Source organism: Protaetiibacter mangrovi, assembly GCF_024752305.1.
Taxonomy (GTDB): Bacteria; Actinomycetota; Actinomycetes; order Actinomycetales; family Microbacteriaceae; genus Homoserinibacter; species Homoserinibacter mangrovi.
The window spans coordinates 166,569-183,098 of record NZ_JANTHX010000008.1 but is presented as its reverse complement, the minus strand read 5'-3'; the positions used below and the strand labels follow the sequence as shown (position 1 = coordinate 183,098).

Here is a 16,530-nt window from a genome sequence, read left to right as displayed (position 1 = left end):
GTCGGGCGGGAGCGCGCCGTCCAGGCGCGCGGGGGCATGCGCCTCGCGAACCCCTCCCCGCCTCCGCGAAGCGGCCTGAGTGCTAGAGACCCTGGGCGAGGCGGTAGTAGGCGGCGTTCGCCCGCACCTGGTCCTCGAACGAGCGCACCGTGGTCGATTCGTCGATGACGAGCAGCTCGACCCCGGCGATGCGGGCGAAGTCCTCCCACGCCTCGATCCCGACCTGGTTCGTCATGACGGTGTGGTGCGCGGCACCGGCGATGAGCCACGAGGTGGCGCTGGTGCGGAAGTCGGGCGCCGGCTTCCAGACGGCGCGGCCGACCGGGAGCTTCGGGAGCGACGCCGGCGGGACCACGTTGGTCACGGCGTTCGCCACGAGACGGAAGCGCTCGCGCTGGTCGCTCAGCGCGACGACGACGGCGGGGCCGGCATCCGCGGTGAAGACGAGGCGCACGGGGTCGTCCTTGCCGCCGATGCCGAGCGGGTGGATCTCGAGGCTGGCCTTCGCCGTCGTCAGGGCGGGCGAGACCTCGAGCATGTGGGCGCCGAGGATGAGCTCGTCGCCCGGCGTCATGTCGTAGGTGTAGTCCTCCATGAGGCTCGCCCCGCCCGGGAGGCCCGCACCCATGACGGCGGCGATGCGCACGAGCACGGCCGTCTTCCAGTCGCCTTCGGCGCCGAAGCCGTAGCCGTCGGCCATGAGCCGCTGCACGGCGAGACCCGGGAGCTGCAACAGATCGCCGAGGTCTTCGAAGCTGTCGGTGAAGGCGCTCGCGCCCACCTCTTCGAGGATGGAGCGCAGGCCCAGCTCGGTGGCGGCACCGTAGCGCAGCGACTCGTGGCGGGCGCCGCCGGGCAGCAGCTCGGCCGCCACCTCGTACTCGGCGAGGTAGACCTCGACGAGCGCGTCGATGTCGGCATCGGCCTGCGCGTCGACCCGCGCGACGAGCTCGTTCACGCCCCAGGTGTTGATGCTGACGCCGAGGCGGATCTCGGCCTCGGTCTTGTCGCCTTCGGTCACGGCGACATTGCGCATGTTGTCGCCGAAGCGCGCGACCTTCATTCCCTGCGAGGCATGCCATCCGGCGGCCGCGCGGGTCCAGGTGCCGATCGCCGCCGTGACGGCGGGATCGGAGGCGTGGCCCACGACCGTCTTCCGCGGCACCGACATGCGGCTGAGGATGTAGCCGTGCTCGCGGTCGCCGTGGGCGGCCTGGTTGAGGTTCATGAAGTCGAAGTCGATCTCCGACCAGGGCAGGGCGACGTTCGCCTGCGTGTGGAAGTGCAGCAGCGGCTTCTGCAGCGCGTCGAAGCCATGGATCCACATCTTCGACGGGCTGAAGGTGTGCATCCAGGTGATGACACCGATCACCGAGTCGTCGGAGTTCGCGTCGATCATGGCGCGGCGGATGGCGTCCGAGCTCTTCAGCACCGGCTTCCACTCGATCGTCACGGGGATGTCGGACGCACCCCGCAGCAGGTCGACGACCCCCTGCGACTGCTCGGCGACCTGGCGCAGGGTCTCCTCGCCGTAGAGGTCCTGGCTTCCGGTGAGGAACCAGACGGTGTAGTTCGTCAGCTCGGGGATGATCGAGGTCACTGCAGTTCTCCCTGGGGGGCTTGTCCGTAGACGTTCTGGTAGCGGTCGAAGAGCGCGTCGATGCTCTCCTGCGGGATCGGCAGCGGCTCGCCCAGCTGCCGGGAGATGTGGATGGTGCGGGCGACGTCCTCGCACATGACGGCGGCCTTCACCGCGTCCTTCGCGTCCTTGCCGATGGTGAAGACGCCGTGGTTCTGCATGAGCACGGCGCGCGAGCGATGCCCGTCGAGGGTGGCGACGATGCCGCGGCCGATCGAGTCGTCGCCGATGATGGCGAACGGTCCGACGGGGATCTCGCCGCCGAACTCGTCGGCCATGCCGGTGATGACGCACGGGATCGCCTCGCCGCGTGCCGCCCACGCCGTGGCGTAGGTCGAGTGGGTGTGCACGACCCCGCCGATGTGGGGCATGTTGCGGTACACGTAGGCGTGGGCGGCGGTGTCGCTCGAGGGGCTGCGCTCCGAGCCCGGGGTGCCCGCGACGACGTTGCCGTCGAGGTCGCAGAGGATCATGTTGTCGGGTGCGAGCTCGTCGTAGCTCACCCCGCTCGGCTTGATGACGAACAGCTCGGCGCCGGGAACGCGCCCCGAGATGTTGCCGCCGGTCCAGATCACCAGCCCGTAGCGGGTCAGCTCGGCGTGCAGCGCGGCGACGCTCTCGCGCGTCGTGCGGATGGCGTCGTCGAGGTCAGTCATCTGCGGTCTCCTTCGAGCTCAGGGTGGCGATGGCGGCGTGCTCGATGGGGAGCCCCGCCTGCCAGGTGTCGAGGTAGGCGGCGTAGGCGGCCACCTCGGATGCGGTGGGGGCGACGACACTGGTCGCCGCATCCGCGAAGACGGTCTGGTCGAGCCAGTCGGGCAGCGGGCGGGTCTCGCCTTCGGCGACCGCGTGGCGGTAGGCGGCGAGCAGGGCGATGCCCCAGGCGCCGCCCTCCCCCGCGGTCTCGCCGACGGCGACGGGGGCGCCGAGCGCGGCCGCGAGCGCGCGCTGCGCGACGCCGCCGGTGCGGAACAGCCCGCCGTGGGCGACGGCCGTGTCGAGCCCGACCTGCTGCGCGGCGAGTTCCCGCATCCCGACGCTCAGCGCGGCGAACACCGAGAACAGCTGCGCGCGGCCGAAGGAGGCGAGGCTGAGCCGCGATCCGGGGGTGCGCACGACGAGGGGGCGCCCCTCGTCGGTACCGGCGATGGGTTCGCCGGAGAGCAGGTTGTAGGCGAGGAGTCCCTCGGAGTCGGCGTCGAGGGCGCCGCCGAGCACGGCCGCGAAGACCTCGTCGGGGGTCGCGGTCGATCCGATGGCGGCGGCGAACTCCTGGAACACCCCGACCCAGGCGCCGAGCTCGCTCGAGCCGTTGTTGCAGTGCACCATCGCGACGGGGCTGCCGTCGGGGGTCGTGACGACGTCGATGTCGGGGCTCTGCTCGGGCAGCGCGCGCTCGAGCACCACCATCGCGAAGATGCTGGTGCCGGCGCTCACGTTGGCGGTGCGGGCGCGCACGGCGTTCGTCGCGACCATGCCGGTTCCGGCGTCGCCCTCGGGCGGCGCGAGCGGGATGCCGGCGCGCAGGGCGCCGGTCGGGTCGAGCAGCGCGGCGCCCTCGGGGGTCAGCTCTCCCGCATCCGCTCCCGCCGGCAGCACCTCGGGGAGCAGCTCGGCGAGCGCGAAGCCGGCGCCCGCCGCGCTCAGGCGCTCCTCGGCGATGGCGATCAGTCGGGGGTCGTAGCCGCCGGTCGCGGGGTCGATGGGGAACATGCCCGACGCGTCGCCCACGCCGAGCACGTGGCGCCCGGTGAGCAGACGGTGCACGTAGCCGGCGAGCGTGGTCACGTTCGCGACGGCCGCCACGTGCGGCTCGGCGTCGAGCACCGCCTGGTGCAGATGCGCGATCGACCAGCGGAGCGGGATGTTGACGCCGAGGGCCGCGGAGAGCTCGGCGGCGGCGGGCCCGGTGTTGGTGTTGCGCCAGGTGCGGAACGGCACGAGCAGCTCGCCCGCCGCGTCGAAGGTGAGGTAGCCGTGCATCATCGCCGAGACGCCGACCGCCCCGAACGAGGTCGGGGCCTCGCCGAGCGCGGCGACAAGGTCGGCGTACGCGGCCTGCAGTCCGCTGCGCACCTCGTCGAGCGAGTAGGTCCAGAGCCCGTTCTCGAGCCGGTTCTCCCAGGCGTGCGACCCGGTCGCGACGGTCGCCCCGTCGGCGTCGACGAGGCACGCCTTGATGCGGGTCGACCCGAGCTCGATCCCCAGATACGTCTGCGCGCTCATAGGCGTCGCGGCCTCCTCGCCGGTCGGGGCAGATGCTGGATGTTCACGTTAACGAACTCGGCCATGCTATCTCAACTCCGACCCCGTCTTCAGAAATGCAGGAGACCTCGCCGAGTCACCCCGTCGATCCGGGCCACGCGGCGGCGCCCACCGGATTTCTCCTGCATTTCTGAGGGCGGTCGGGTCAGCGCGGGGCGGCGGTGGAGGCGCGGACCACGAGGCGCGGCGGGATGACGGCGGATGCGGCGGCGGCGGGCGCGGCGGCCGCGGCACCCTCCGGGGCGAGCCGGGCGAGCAGCTCCTCGACCGCCCGGCGGCCCACGAGCTCGAAGTCCTGGTGCACCGTGGTCAGCGCCGGGCGCACGTAGGCGGCCTCGGGAACGTCGTCGAACCCGACCACCGAGACCTCCTCGGGCACGCGGCGCCCCGCATCCGTGAGCGCTGCGATGAGGCCGATCGCCATCTGGTCGTTCGCCGCCACGACCGCCGTCGTGTCGGCCTCGAGAAGTGCGGCCGCCGCGAATCCGGATGCCGCGCTCCAGTCGCCGGCGAGCTCCGCGCCCGGCGTCGCACCCGCGTCCGCCATCGCCCCCGCGAAGCCGTCGCGCCGGGCGCTCGCCTCGAGGTAGCCGTCGGGTCCGGCGAGGTGCTGGATGCGGGTGTGCCCGAGATCCAGCAGGTGCCGGGTCGCGAGCCGCGACCCCTCGGCCTGGTCGACGCCGATCCCGCCGGGACGCTGCGGCGCCTGCAGGGTCACGAGCGGCACCCGGATGTCGAGGTCGCGGATGGCGGCGAGCACCGTCTCGTGCGGGGCGATCACGACGAGCGCCTCGACCGCCTGGTCGAGCAGGAACCCGAGGGCGGCGACGGTGGCGTCGTGCTCGACCGCGGCGGCGGTCACCAGGGGGTGGTAGCCGCGCTCCCGCGCCGCGCGCTCGACGGCGAGCACGCTGGAGGCGGGTCCGTGCTGGGCGACCTCGGGCGAGAGCACGCCGATCGCGCGGGTGCGGCTCGTGACGAGGGCGCGGGCGGCGAGGTTGCGGCGGTAGCCGAGCTCGGCGATGGCCGCGCGCACCCGCTCGCGGGTCTCGGGCCGGATCGAGGGGTAGTCGTTGAGCACACGGGACACCGTGATGTGGCTGACGCCCGCGAGCGCGGCGACGTCGTGCATGCTCGGGTTCCGCGTTCGTTCCGCCACGGAGGTCACAGTAGCGGCGCCGCGGGAGCGAAGCGGCCGCCCCGAAATGTGAAGGCTCACGGGAGCGCTCACACCGACGACCGCCTCCCGACCCAGGAAACGCAACGAATTCAAGGTGCGTTACCGAACCGTTACTGAGTGATGCTTGCGCTGAGAGGAATTGTGAAGGCTAACATTCAGCCGATGCCACCCCGCGGGGCGGGCATCGCGCCAAGAGGCACCACCACCCCAACACCCGGCATCGACGCCGGAATCAGAACGAGGAGGTTCTGTCATGAAGAAGATCCTGGCGGGCGTGGCCCTCGCGGGAGCCGTTGCTCTCGCGATGACCGGATGCGCGTCCGACGGCGGCAGCGGCGGAGGCGGCGGGGGCGACGACCTCATCACCGTCGGCTTCGCGCAGACCGGCTCCGAGTCGGGCTGGCGCTCGGCCAACACCGAGTCGCTCAAGACCGCCCTCTCCGAGGAGAACGGCTTCAAGCTGGTCTTCAACGCGGCCGACAACAAGCAGGAGGCCCAGATCGCGGCCGTCCGCAGCTTCATCAACCAGGGCGTCGACGCGATCGTCATCGCGCCGATCACGGTCGACGGCTGGGACGACGTGCTCACGGAGGCCAAGGACGCCGGCATCCCGGTCATCCTCGAGGACCGCACGGTCTCGGCGAGCGACGACCTGTACGCCAGCTGGGTCGGCCTCGACTTCGAGAAGGAGGGCGAGACCGCCGGCACCTGGGTGAAGGACAACTTCGACGGCCAGGCCCAGAACCTCGTCGTGCTCGAGGGCACCACGGGTTCGTCCGCCGCGCTCGACCGCGCGACCGGTTTCGACAAGGCGATCGAGGGCACCGACATCAACGTGCTCGACTCGCAGACCGGCGACTTCACGCGCGACGGCGGCAAGAAGGTCATGGAGGGCTTCCTGCAGAAGTACGGCAACCAGATCAACATCCTGTTCGCGCACAACGACGACATGGGCCTCGGCGCCCTCGACGCGATCACCGCGGCCGGCCTCGTGCCCGGCCAGGACATCAAGATCGTGACGATCGACGCGGTGCACGACGGCATGCAGGCTCTCGCCGACGGCAAGTTCAACTACATCGTCGAGTGCAACCCGCTGCTGGGCGAGAAGGTCGCCGACCTCGTCAAGAAGGTCGTGGCCGGGGACAGCGTCGAGAAGCGCGAGATCGTGCCCGACCAGTCCTTCGACCAGGACCAGGCGAAGGAAGCGCTGCCGACGCGTCCGTACTGAGCGGATCCGTCCACAGCGACACCACATCCGCCGGGGACCGGGGCGCACCGGTCCCCGGCGGAACTCACGAAACGAAGCGAGGAAGCTCCATGGCCGCGGACACCGAAGCCCGCCCGATCGCCCAGATGCGCGGCATCACGATCGAGTTCCCGGGCGTCAAGGCGCTCGACGGCGTCGACCTGACGCTGCGCGGGGGCGAGGTGCACACCCTGATGGGTGAGAACGGCGCCGGCAAGTCGACCCTCATCAAGGCGCTGACCGGCGTCTACCCGATCGACGCGGGCACCATCGTCGTCGAGGGCACCCCGCGCACCTTCCGCGGCACCTCGGATGCGCAGGCCGCCGGCATCTCGACGGTGTACCAGGAGGTCAACCTCTGCACGAACCTCTCGGTGGGCGAGAACGTCATGCTGGGCCACGAGGTCCGCGGCCCGTTCGGCATCGACTGGAAGTCGACCCACCGCGAGGCGGAGCGTCACCTCGAAGGGCTCGGCGTGCGCATCGACACCCGCTCGCTGCTCGCCGCACACTCCATCGCCGTGCAACAGCTCGTCGCCATCAGTCGCGCGATGGTCACCGACTCCCGCGTGCTCGTGCTCGACGAGCCCACCTCGAGCCTCGACCGCGGCGAGGTCGACCAGCTCTTCGGCGTCATCCGGGGTCTGCGCGACCGCGGCGTCGCCATCCTGTTCGTCACCCACTTCCTCGACCAGGTCTACGAGATCTCCGACCGCCTCACGGTGCTGCGCAACGGTGCGCTCGTCGGCGAGTACCCGGTCGCCGAGCTGCCCCGCGCCGAGCTCATCGCGAAGATGATCGGCCGCGAACTCGACGAGTTCGCCGCGATCTCCCGCAGCGCCGACCGCGAGATCGACCGCGGCGGCGACCCCGTCATCCGCGCCACCGGCATCGGACGCCGCGGCGTGCTCGAACCCGCCGACGTGGAGGTCTACGACGGCGAGGTGGTCGGCATCGCGGGGCTGCTCGGCTCCGGCCGCACCGAGCTCGTGCGGCTGCTGTACGGCGCCGACCGCGCGGATGCCGGACGCGTCGAGGTGCGCGGGCGCCCCGCGCGCATCACCAACCCGCGGCACGCGATCGACCGGCGCATCGCGTTCTCCTCGGAGGACCGCCGGGCCGAGGGCATCGTCGGCGACCTCACCGTCGCCGAGAACATCGTGCTCGGCATCCAGGCCAAGCGCGGCGCGCTGCGCAAGCTCCGCAAGGCGGAGCAGGACGCCATCGTCGAGGAGTACATCCAGGCGCTCGGCGTGCGGCCGGCGAACCCGAACGCCCTCATCCGCAACCTGTCCGGCGGCAACCAGCAGAAGGTGCTGCTCGCGCGCTGGCTCGCGACCGCCCCGCAGCTCATCATCCTCGACGAGCCGACGCGCGGCATCGACGTGGGCGCCAAGGCCGACATCCAGCGCAAGGTCGCGGAGCTCAGCGAGCAGGGGCTCGGCGTCGTCTTCATCTCCTCGGAGCTCGAGGAGGTGGTGCGCATCGCACAACGCATCGTGGTGATGCGGGATCGTCGTAAGATCGGCGAACTCACCTCGCACGACACCGACGTCGACGATCTCGTCGCCTTCATCGCGGAAGAGCACGACACCCAGGAGAGCCCGGAGAGCGTGGCATGAAGAAGATCCTCAGGCACCGGATGTTCTGGCCGGTGATCGCGCTGCTGGCGCTCATCGTGCTGAACACGATCGCACGCCCCAGCTTCATCAGCATCACCGTGCAGAACGGGCAGCTCTACGGGGCGCTCATCGACATCCTGCGCAACAGCGCCCCGCTCATGCTCGTGTCGCTCGGCATGATGATCGTGATCGCGACCCGCGGCATCGACCTCTCGGTCGGCGCGATCATGGCGGTCTCGGGCGCGGTGGCCCTCACGATCATCGCCGACTCCCCCTCCCCCGACGACCTCGGCACCGTGCTCGTCGCGATCCTGGTGGGAGTGCTGGTGAGCCTGCTGCTCGGCATCTGGAACGGCTTCCTGGTGGCGGTCGTCGGCGTGCAGCCGATCATCGCCACCCTGGTGCTCATGCTCGCGGGGCGCGGGGTCGCGCTGCTCATCACGGGCGGCTTCATCACCACCATCAACTCCGCCCCCTACAAGTTCATGGCGCAGGGCTACGTGATCGGACTGCCGTTCGCGTTCTTCGTCTCGATCGCCGCCATCGTGATCGTCGCCCTCATCGAGCGGCGCACGGCCCTCGGCGTGCTGACCGAGGCGGTCGGCATCAACCCCGAGGCGAGCCGGTTGGCGGGTGTGCGGGCGCGCGGCATCATCTGGGGCGCGTACGCGGCGAGCGGCGTGCTCGCCGGGTTCGCCGGCATCCTGTACACCTCGAACATCATGGCGGCGGATGCCAACGCCGCCGGCCTCTACATCGAGCTGTACGCGATCCTCGCGGTCGTGCTCGGGGGCACCTCGCTCGCGGGCGGCAAGTTCACGGTCGCCGGCACCGTGGTCGGCGTCTTCACGATCGAGACGCTGCGCTCGACGATCCTGTTCCTCGGGGTGCCCTCGGCGGTCGCCCCCCTGTTCCTCGCGATCGTCGTCGTGATCGTCGTGCTCGTCCAGTCGCAGCGCCTCCGCGGGGCCGTCGCGAAACTTGCGCAGGCCCTGCGCCCGAAGAAGCCGGAGGTCGCCCGATGACCAGCGTTCCCGTGACGACCGAGAAGGCGCCCACCGGCGTCGTGAGGCGGTTCCTCAGCCGCCGCGCCTCCTGGGTGCCCGTGTTCGCGGCGGTCGTGCTGCTCGTCGTCATCTTCGCGGCCGCGCAGGCGTATTTCGGCAACATCCTGACGCCGCGCGTCATCTCGGCGCTGCTGCTCGACAACGCGTACCTCTTCATCCTCGCGGTCGGCATGACCTTCGTGATCCTCACCGGCGGCATCGACCTCTCCGTCGGGGCGGTGATGGCCTTCACCGGCATGTTCGGGGCGAGCCTCATGCGCGACGGAATGCCGAGCGCCGCGGTCGTGCCGATCATGCTGCTGCTCGGCGCCGCGTTCGGCCTCGCCATCGGCGTGCTCGTGCAGTACTTCGACGTGCAGCCGTTCATCGCCTCGCTCGCCGCGATGTTCGCCGCGCGCGGCCTCGCGTTCATGGTGAGCCTCGACTCGATCAAGGTCGAGGACGGCGCCATCCTCTGGCTGCAGTCCACCCGACTGCAGGCCGGCGTCGGCAGCTGGTACATCACCCCGACCGGCATCATCGCGCTGCTCGTGGTGCTCGTCGGAGCGCTCGTGCTCGCCTTCACGCGATTCGGTCGCACGATCTACGCGATCGGCGGCAGCGAGCAGTCGGCGCGGCTGATGGGTCTGCCTGTCGTGCGCACCAAGCTGCTCGCCTACGTCGTGAGCGGGGTGTGCGCGGGGCTCGCGGGCGTCGTCTTCACCGCGTACACGGGGGCGTCGTATCCGCTCAACGGCATCGGCACCGAGCTCGACACGATCGCGGCGGTCGTCATCGGCGGCACCCTGCTGACGGGCGGCTCGGGCTACGTCGTCGGATCGATGATCGGCGTCTTCGTCTACGGCACCATCAAGACGGTGATCTCGTTCCTCGGCGCCGACCAGTCGTGGACCCGCATCTCGATCGGCGCCCTGCTGCTCATGTTCGTGGTGGTGCAGCGCGTCATCGTCGCCCGATCGAACCGGCGGTAGCGCCCGTGCCGCACCGAGGTGGGCCGCGCATCCCGGCATGATATGACCATGGTCGATCAGGCGCCCGTCGTCGAGGTCGTGGGAGCCACGGTGCGCTTCCCGGCCGAGCTGGCGCTCGACCGCGTCGACTTCCGGATGTTCGCGGGCGAGGTGCACTCGCTCATGGGCGAGAACGGCGCGGGCAAGTCGACCCTCATCAAGGCGCTCACCGGCGCCCTGCCGCTCGACGCCGGCGTGATCCGGCTGCACGGCGAGCAGGTGCGCTTCTCGACCCCCCACGACGCCCTCGCCGCAGGGATCTCGACGGTCTACCAGGAGATCGACCTGCTGCCGAATCTCACGGTCGCCGAGAACATCTGGCTGGGGCGCGAACCGCGGCACCTCGGAGTCATCGACTGGCGGCGGATGCGCACCGCCGCCCGCGGGGTGCTCGTCGACCTGGGACTCGACATCGACCCCGCGTCGCTGCTCGGCACCCACTCGCTCGCGGTGCAGCAGCTCGTCGCGATCGCGCGCGCCATCTCGACCGAGGTGAAGGTGCTCGTGCTCGACGAGCCGACGTCCAGCCTCGACCTCGACGAGGTGGCCGAGCTGTTCCGGGTGATCCGCGAGCTCAAGCAGCGCGGCGTCGCGATCCTGTTCGTGTCGCACTTCCTCGACCAGGTGTACGAGATCTGCGACCGGGTCACCGTGCTGCGCGGGGGGAGGCTGGTCGGCGAGTACCTCACCCGTGAGCTGCTGCGCATCGACCTGGTGCAGAAGATGCTCGGGCGCAGCTCGGGCGAGCTCGTCACCCGCCAGCGCAGCGACCCGCCGACCGCCGAGCTGACCGCGCCGTACCTGAGCGCCCGGGGGATCGAGGCGCCCGGCATCGACGGCGTCGACGTGGACCTCGTCGAGGGCGAGGTGCTCGGGGTCGCCGGGCTGCTCGGATCGGGTCGCAGCGAGCTCGCCCGCGCGATCACGGGCGTCGACGGCATCACCTCGGGCGTCATCCGGATCGCGGGCACGCCCCGGCATCCGCGTCAGCCGCGGCAGGCGATCTCGCTGGGGGTCGTGTACTCGTCCGAGAACCGGCGCACCGACGGCATCATCAGCGAACTCTCGATCCGCGAGAACATCACGCTCGCTCTGCAGGCGCAGCGCGGCATCCTCCACCGCATCCCCGCGTCGCGCGAACGCGAGCTGGCCGCCAGCTGGATCGACGCGCTCGACATCCGCCCGTCCGACCCGGAACGCGCGGCGGGCACGCTGTCGGGGGGCAACCAGCAGAAGCTGCTGCTCGCCCGGTTGCTCGCCCTCGCGCCGCGCGCGCTCGTGCTCGACGAGCCGACGCGCGGCATCGACGTGGGCGCCAAGGTCGAGATCCAGAACCTGGTGACGGAGCTCGCCGACAACGGCCTGTCGGTCATGTTCATCTCCGCCGAGCTCGAGGAGGTGCTGCGCGTCTCCAACCGGGTGCTCGTCATGCGCGGCGGCGAGCTCGTCGGCAGCCACGCCGCCGACTCGCTCACCGTCGACTCGCTGCTCGCGATGGTCGCCCGACCGGACGACGAGGGGTGAGCGGCGCGGTGAGCCAGGACGACAAGGGCGCGCGCGCCGCCAACATCTTCGACGTCGCACGCCTCGCGGGGGTCTCGCACCAGACCGTGTCGCGCGTGCTCAACGATCTTCCGAACGTGCGCCCGGCGACGCGCGCGCGGGTCGAGCAGGCCATCGCCCAGCTGCGGTACAGCCCCTCCCCCGCCGCCCGCGCCCTCGTCACCCGGCGCACCCGCACGATCGGGCTCGTCTCACCGGGCGTCTCCGACTACGGTCCGAGCTCGATCGCGATGCACTTCAACTTCGCCGCCCGCGCCGCCCGCTACAACGTCGAGGCCGTCAGCTCGCTCGACGACGACCCCGGCGCCGTCCGGCAGGTGGTCGAGTCGCTGCTGCGGCAGCGGGTCGACGCCATCGTGCTCATCGTCGTCGACGTGGGTGTGCTCGAGGTGGTGCGCGGGCTCGAGCTGTCGATCCCCGTCGTCGCGGTCGCCGCGTCGCCGCGTCCGAGCCCGCTCATCGTGTCGATCGACCAGTACCGGGGCGCGCGAGCCGCGGTGCGGCACCTCGCCGAGCTCGGGCACACGCGCATCCTGCATCTGGCGGGTCCCGCGGGCAATCCGGATGCGATCGAGCGCGAGCGGGGATGGCGCGACGAGCTCATCGCCCGGCGGCTCGACATCGTGGAGCCCCCGCGCGGCGACTGGTCGGCCGAGAGCGGTCACCGTCTCGGGCCCGACCTCGGCGTCGAACCCGGCGAGGCGGTGTTCGTCGCGAACGACCACATGGCGATCGGCCTGCTCTCCGCCTTCCGCGAGCGCGGCATCCGGGTGCCCGAGGACGTCAGCGTCGTCGGCTTCGACGACGTGCCCGAGGCCGGCTACCTCTATCCCCCGCTCACGACCGTGCGGCAGGACTTCGCGGCGCTTGGCGGTCTCATCATGCAGAAGGTCCTCATCGCGGTGGAGGACCCCGAGACGGTCACCGAGGACACCCCGCTGCCCACCCGGCTCATCCTCCGCGAGTCGACCCGCGCGGTCTGATCAGCCGGCGGCGAGCTTCTCGACGGCCGCGGCCACGCGCCGGGCGCGGGTCTCGGGGGCCTTCGCCGCCTCGATCGAGGTGACGTGCGCCTTGCGGTGGCTCGGCGCGAGCTTCTCCCATGCGGCCGCGGCGGCCGTGTTCGCGGCGAGGGCCTCCGCGAGATCGGGCGTCGGCTCGACGACGCGCGGCGCGCTGTCGACCTCCAGCTCCACGACGATCGCGTCGCCGCCCGCCAGGCCGGTCGCGGCGCGCTTGTCCGAGCTGAACGGGATGAGGAACCGGCCGCCCATCGAGGCGATCGTGGACGGGTAGCGGAAGCCGTTGACCGTGATCAGCACCGCCGGGCGCCTGCCCGCGCCGAGCTGGTCCACCAGCTCGGGCGGCACCTCGATGCCCGTGTTGTTGCCGGTCTGGTGGAGCGTCGTCTCGAACCTCATGCTGCGATCATGCCGCGGCCCGCCCCCGGCGACCAGTCAGGTGAGGGTGGCGCGCTCGGCCACGAGCAGCACCGCGAGCAGCGTGACGAATGCGATCGCGAGCATGTCGACCGCGAGCAGTGCGAGCCGCAGCCGCGACGGCGGCGTCGCGAAGCGCACGATGATCATGCACAGGTAGAGCACCGCGACCACGACCGCGGCGGTCCCGGGCACCGCGAAGGGCGGCATCCGCAGCACCGCCATCGGCACGAGCACGCCGAGGGCGATGAGGGTCAGCAGCCCGCCGAGCACGAGCCACGACAGTCCCCGTGAGCTCGTGAGCGCCGGCTGATCCCGCATCCGGGTGGGATCGAGAGGGGGCTGCGCCATGACTCCCAGCATGCGCCAGCTCGGCTGGACGGATGCCGCGAGTCACCCGTTCAGACGGTCACAACCCATGCGACGCCGAGCCCCAGCGCCAGGATCACGAGCCACGCGAGCGCGCCCGCGGCGATCGCCCGTCCCCCCGATCGCACCAGGCGCTCGAGGCGCAGTCCCGCGCCGATGCCGACGAGGGCCGCAGCGAGCAGCGCGTTGCGCACGACGTCGACCACCTCGACCACCGACTCCGGCACCGGCAGGAACGAGCGCACCAGCACCAGCAGCACGAACCCGACGATGAACAGCGGCACGACCGGCGGCAGCGTCCCCGCGCTATCCCCCGACGCGCGCACGACGCGGCGCGTGTGGAGCGAGGCGATCGCGACCATCGGCGCGAGCATGAGCACCCGGGTGAGCTTCACCACCACGGCGGCGGCGAGCGCGACCGCCCCGGCCGTCTGCGCCGTCGCCACCACCTGCCCGACGTCGTGCACGCTCGCGCCCACCCACGCGCCGAAGAAGCGCTCGCCCATGTGCCATCCGAGCGCGTCGGCCACTGTCGAAAATGCAGGAAGAACGACGATCGCGAGGGTGCCGAACAGGGTCACCAGGGCAGTCGGAGTCGCCGTCTCCTGCATTTCTCGAGTGACGGATGCGGGACGCCGCCGCGCGGCGGCCATCGCCCCGACCGCGGAGACGCCGCAGATCGAGAAGCCGGCGGCGAGCAGGATCGGCTCGTCTCCGGGCAGGCGCAGCGCCCGCGCGATGCCGTAGGTGGCGGCGAAGGCGAGCGCCACGAGCGCGACGATCGCGAGCACCCCCCACACGCCGAGCGCCGCGATGTCGGCGAGCGCGAGGTCGAGCCCCAGCAGCACGATGCCGACGCGCAGCAGCCCGCGCGCCGCGTAGGCGAGCCCCGGCTTGAGCGGCCCGTCGAGGGTCGGGCGCAGCGGGGGCAGGCACGCGAGCACGACGCCGATCACGAAGGCCGCGGTGAGCCAGGGCACCGCGGGGAGCACCAGGTGCACGAGCCATGCGAGGGCGGACCCCGTGAGCGCGAGCCCGACACCGGCGACCAGGGGTCGGATGCGGGTCATGCCACGACCTTGCGGCGCACCGTCCGGGCGACGAGCGTGACCAGCACGATCGCGACGAGCGCGGTCGCCGCGAGCGCGAGGCCGCCGTAGCCGAGCTGCGCCAGCACCAGGCCGGCGGCCGCCCCGCCGAGCGCGCCCGCCGACGACATGAGCAGGTCGGCGCGTCCCTGGATGCGCGCGCGACCGAGCACGTCGACGGACTCGCTGATGAGCGTGGAACCGGCGACGCTCGCCGCGCTCCAGCCGACGCCGATCGTGAACAACCCGACCGCCACCCACAGTTCCGACTCGGACCCGACGGCGAGCAGCAGCAGAGCGCCGAGCAGCAGCACCTGCCCGATCGCGATGGTGGCCTCCCGTCCCAGTCGGTCGGCGAGCACGCCCCACAGGGGCGAGAGCGCGTACATGCCGAGCACGTGGAGGCTGATCGTGAAGCCGACCAGTTCGAGGCTCGCGCCGTGGTGCACGAGGTGCACGGGCGTCATCGCCATGACCGACACCATCGTGGCGTGGCTGAGCGACGTCGCGATCATGCCCGTCGCGATGCCGCCCGTGTCCGCCGTGCGGGGCGCCGCCTCGGGCGACGCCGGTCGCTCCAACCCGATCCGGGTGGCGAGTCGCAGCGGGTCGGGCCGCAGCCCGAGGAGGTACACGGCCGCCGCGATGAGCTGCGCCGTGATCGTGAACAGGTAGGCGCCGGCGAGCGGGGGCAGCCCGATCGCCTGTCCCACCGCGTCCCCGGGGCCGATGAGGTTCGGTCCGAGCACCGCGCCGACGGTCGTCGACCACACCACGATCGACAGGTCGCGCCCGCGCCGCCCCGGCTCGGAGAGGTCGGTCGCCGCGAAGCGCGCCTGGAGGTTGACCGCTGTGCCGACCCCGAGCAGCACGATGCCGACGAGCAGCAGTGGCGTCAGCCCGACGATCGCCGCGACGAGCCCGACGACCGCGCCGAACGCCGCGATCGCGGCACCGGTGGCGAGCGCCGGAGCACGGCCCCGGCGGGTGGCGAGGGCCGCGAGCGGCACGGCGGCCACGGCCGCGCCGATGGTCGCCATCGTGGCGGCCATGCCCGACAGGGTCTCGGATCCGGACACCTGGGTGATGAGGAGGGCTCCGGCGGAGAGCGTCGAGCCCATGCCGATCCCGGCGAGCACCTGACCCGCGATGATGGCCGCCCGGCTGCGCCTGCGCACCCGGGCGATCTCCGACTCGGTGAGCTGCGCCGACGGCTCCGCGGCCGGGGGCTCGGTCACCCCGCCGGCTCGTCGCGGTTCAGCGCGGGGTTGCTGAGGGTGCCGATCCCCTCGATCCGGATGTCGACGGTCTGTCCGTGCACGAAGCCGCCGAGCCCCGACGGCGTGCCGGTCATGATGATGTCGCCGGGCAGCAGGGTCCAGACGTCCGAGATGTAGGCGATCAGCTCGGGGATCTTGTGGATCAGGTCGCGCGTGTTGCCGTGGCGGCGCGGCTCGCCGTCGACCCAGGTGGTGATCTCGAGACCGTCGGGGTCGAGCTCGGTCTCGATCCACGGGCCGATGGGCGCGAAGGTGTCGTAGCCCTTCGCCCGCGCCCACTGACCGTCGGCGAACATCTGGTCGCGTGCCGAGACGTCGTTGCCGATCGTGTAGCCGAACACGTAGTCGGCCCAGCGCTCGGCCGGCACCTGCTTGGCGATCCTGCCGATGACGACCACCAGCTCGCCCTCGTGGGTGATGCGCCCCTCGACGGGCGGGATGCGGATGGGGTCGCCGGGGCCGACCACCGCGGTGTTGGGCTTCAGGAAGATCAGCGGGTTCTCGGGGGCGTCGACGTTCGCCATGTCCTTGCGGTGCTCGGCGTAGTTGAGGCCGACGCAGACCACCTTCGACCGCGGGATGACGGGCGCCAGCAGCCGGGCGTCCGCGAGCGGGATGCGCTCGCCCGTGGTGTCGAAGCCCGCGAACATCGGATCGCCCGCGAGCACCACGAGCTCGTCATCGTCCACGATGCCGTAGCGCGGGTCCCCTCCGGTGCTGAAGCGCGCGACTCTCACCCTCCGAGCCTATCGCCGCCTCCGT

At 71.6% G+C, this 16,530-nt stretch carries 15 protein-coding genes; 6 read left to right on the top strand and 9 right to left on the bottom strand.

Annotated features, from left to right (window positions below; genetic code table 11):
* Positions 1 to 82 precede the first annotated feature (82 nt).
* The 4 genes from araA to NUH29_RS12145 form a co-directional block, all read right to left on the bottom strand.
* On the bottom strand, positions 83 to 1,600 hold the full coding sequence (araA, locus tag NUH29_RS12160; protein ID WP_258799448.1) for an L-arabinose isomerase: 1,518 nt from the start codon (positions 1,598 to 1,600) through the stop codon (positions 83 to 85).
* Positions 1,597 to 2,295, bottom strand: coding sequence for an L-ribulose-5-phosphate 4-epimerase (locus NUH29_RS12155; protein ID WP_258799447.1), 699 nt, complete (start codon positions 2,293 to 2,295; stop codon positions 1,597 to 1,599). The genes araA and NUH29_RS12155 overlap by 4 nt, the downstream gene beginning before the upstream one ends.
* On the bottom strand, positions 2,288 to 3,865 hold the full coding sequence (locus tag NUH29_RS12150) for a xylulokinase (RefSeq protein WP_258799446.1): 1,578 nt from the start codon (positions 3,863 to 3,865) through the stop codon (positions 2,288 to 2,290). The genes NUH29_RS12155 and NUH29_RS12150 overlap by 8 nt, the downstream gene beginning before the upstream one ends.
* Positions 3,866 to 4,049: 184 nt before the next feature.
* Positions 4,050 to 5,063 carry a LacI family DNA-binding transcriptional regulator gene (locus NUH29_RS12145; protein WP_258799445.1) on the bottom strand — a complete coding sequence of 338 codons (1,014 nt, stop codon included), beginning with the start codon at positions 5,061 to 5,063 and terminating at the stop codon, positions 4,050 to 4,052.
* 274 nt (positions 5,064 to 5,337) lie between these two features.
* Here NUH29_RS12145 and NUH29_RS12140 point away from each other — a divergent pair, with 274 nt between their 5' ends.
* From NUH29_RS12140 to NUH29_RS12115, 6 genes are all read left to right on the top strand, one after another.
* Positions 5,338 to 6,312, top strand: a complete 975-nt coding sequence (locus tag NUH29_RS12140) for an ABC transporter substrate-binding protein (protein WP_258799444.1) — start codon at positions 5,338 to 5,340, stop codon at positions 6,310 to 6,312.
* An 89-nt stretch (positions 6,313 to 6,401) separates the two neighbouring features.
* The gene (locus NUH29_RS12135; protein WP_258799443.1) at positions 6,402 to 7,952 is read left to right on the top strand and encodes a sugar ABC transporter ATP-binding protein; all 1,551 of its coding nucleotides are present in this window, start codon (positions 6,402 to 6,404) and stop codon (positions 7,950 to 7,952) included.
* The gene (locus NUH29_RS12130) at positions 7,949 to 8,977 is read left to right on the top strand and encodes an ABC transporter permease (protein WP_258799442.1); all 1,029 of its coding nucleotides are present in this window, start codon (positions 7,949 to 7,951) and stop codon (positions 8,975 to 8,977) included. The genes NUH29_RS12135 and NUH29_RS12130 overlap by 4 nt, the downstream gene beginning before the upstream one ends.
* The gene (locus NUH29_RS12125; RefSeq protein ID WP_258799441.1) at positions 8,974 to 9,990 is read left to right on the top strand and encodes an ABC transporter permease subunit; all 1,017 of its coding nucleotides are present in this window, start codon (positions 8,974 to 8,976) and stop codon (positions 9,988 to 9,990) included. The genes NUH29_RS12130 and NUH29_RS12125 overlap by 4 nt, the downstream gene beginning before the upstream one ends.
* A gap of 48 nt (positions 9,991 to 10,038) precedes the next feature.
* The gene (locus NUH29_RS12120; protein WP_258799440.1) at positions 10,039 to 11,553 is read left to right on the top strand and encodes a sugar ABC transporter ATP-binding protein; all 1,515 of its coding nucleotides are present in this window, start codon (positions 10,039 to 10,041) and stop codon (positions 11,551 to 11,553) included.
* Positions 11,550 to 12,575: a LacI family DNA-binding transcriptional regulator gene (locus NUH29_RS12115; protein ID WP_258799439.1), complete on the top strand. Its 1,026-nt coding sequence runs from the start codon at positions 11,550 to 11,552 to the stop codon at positions 12,573 to 12,575. Before NUH29_RS12120 ends, NUH29_RS12115 begins: the two co-directional genes overlap by 4 nt.
* Here the strand turns inward: NUH29_RS12115 and NUH29_RS12110 are convergent, their stop codons facing one another.
* Genes NUH29_RS12110 through NUH29_RS12090 form a run of 5 tightly spaced genes read right to left on the bottom strand, consistent with a single transcriptional unit; the run spans position 12,576 to position 16,505 of the window.
* Positions 12,576 to 13,013, bottom strand: a complete 438-nt coding sequence (locus NUH29_RS12110; RefSeq protein ID WP_258799438.1) for a YdeI/OmpD-associated family protein — start codon at positions 13,011 to 13,013, stop codon at positions 12,576 to 12,578. It abuts the gene before it with no gap.
* A 36-nt stretch (positions 13,014 to 13,049) separates the two neighbouring features.
* The gene (locus NUH29_RS12105) at positions 13,050 to 13,382 is read right to left on the bottom strand and encodes a hypothetical protein (RefSeq protein ID WP_258799437.1); all 333 of its coding nucleotides are present in this window, start codon (positions 13,380 to 13,382) and stop codon (positions 13,050 to 13,052) included.
* Positions 13,383 to 13,432: 50 nt separating this feature from the next.
* Entirely contained in the window at positions 13,433 to 14,470 is a 1,038-nt protein-coding gene (locus tag NUH29_RS12100; RefSeq protein ID WP_258799436.1) for a YeiH family protein, read from the bottom strand.
* Positions 14,467 to 15,726: an MFS transporter gene (locus NUH29_RS12095; protein WP_258799435.1), complete on the bottom strand. Its 1,260-nt coding sequence runs from the start codon at positions 15,724 to 15,726 to the stop codon at positions 14,467 to 14,469. The genes NUH29_RS12100 and NUH29_RS12095 overlap by 4 nt, the downstream gene beginning before the upstream one ends.
* Positions 15,723 to 16,505: a fumarylacetoacetate hydrolase family protein gene (locus NUH29_RS12090; RefSeq protein ID WP_258799434.1), complete on the bottom strand. Its 783-nt coding sequence runs from the start codon at positions 16,503 to 16,505 to the stop codon at positions 15,723 to 15,725. The genes NUH29_RS12095 and NUH29_RS12090 overlap by 4 nt, the downstream gene beginning before the upstream one ends.
* Between the last annotated feature and the right edge of the window lie 25 nt (positions 16,506 to 16,530).

Excerpts from the sequence above, each read along its gene's own strand:
- NUH29_RS12155 (WP_258799447.1), bottom strand. The coding sequence starts at position 2,295 with ATGACTGACCTCGACGACGCCATCCGCACGACGCGCGAGAGCGTCGCC.
- NUH29_RS12150 (WP_258799446.1), bottom strand. The coding sequence starts at position 3,865 with ATGAGCGCGCAGACGTATCTGGGGATCGAGCTCGGGTCGACCCGCATC.
- NUH29_RS12140 (WP_258799444.1), top strand. The coding sequence starts at position 5,338 with ATGAAGAAGATCCTGGCGGGCGTGGCCCTCGCGGGAGCCGTTGCTCTC.
- NUH29_RS12135 (WP_258799443.1), top strand. The coding sequence starts at position 6,402 with ATGGCCGCGGACACCGAAGCCCGCCCGATCGCCCAGATGCGCGGCATC.
- NUH29_RS12130 (WP_258799442.1), top strand. The coding sequence starts at position 7,949 with ATGAAGAAGATCCTCAGGCACCGGATGTTCTGGCCGGTGATCGCGCTG.
- NUH29_RS12125 (WP_258799441.1), top strand. The coding sequence starts at position 8,974 with ATGACCAGCGTTCCCGTGACGACCGAGAAGGCGCCCACCGGCGTCGTG.
- NUH29_RS12120 (WP_258799440.1), top strand. The coding sequence starts at position 10,039 with ATGGTCGATCAGGCGCCCGTCGTCGAGGTCGTGGGAGCCACGGTGCGC.
- NUH29_RS12110 (WP_258799438.1), bottom strand. The coding sequence starts at position 13,013 with ATGAGGTTCGAGACGACGCTCCACCAGACCGGCAACAACACGGGCATC.
- NUH29_RS12105 (WP_258799437.1), bottom strand. The coding sequence starts at position 13,382 with ATGGCGCAGCCCCCTCTCGATCCCACCCGGATGCGGGATCAGCCGGCG.
- NUH29_RS12100 (WP_258799436.1), bottom strand. The coding sequence starts at position 14,470 with ATGACCCGCATCCGACCCCTGGTCGCCGGTGTCGGGCTCGCGCTCACG.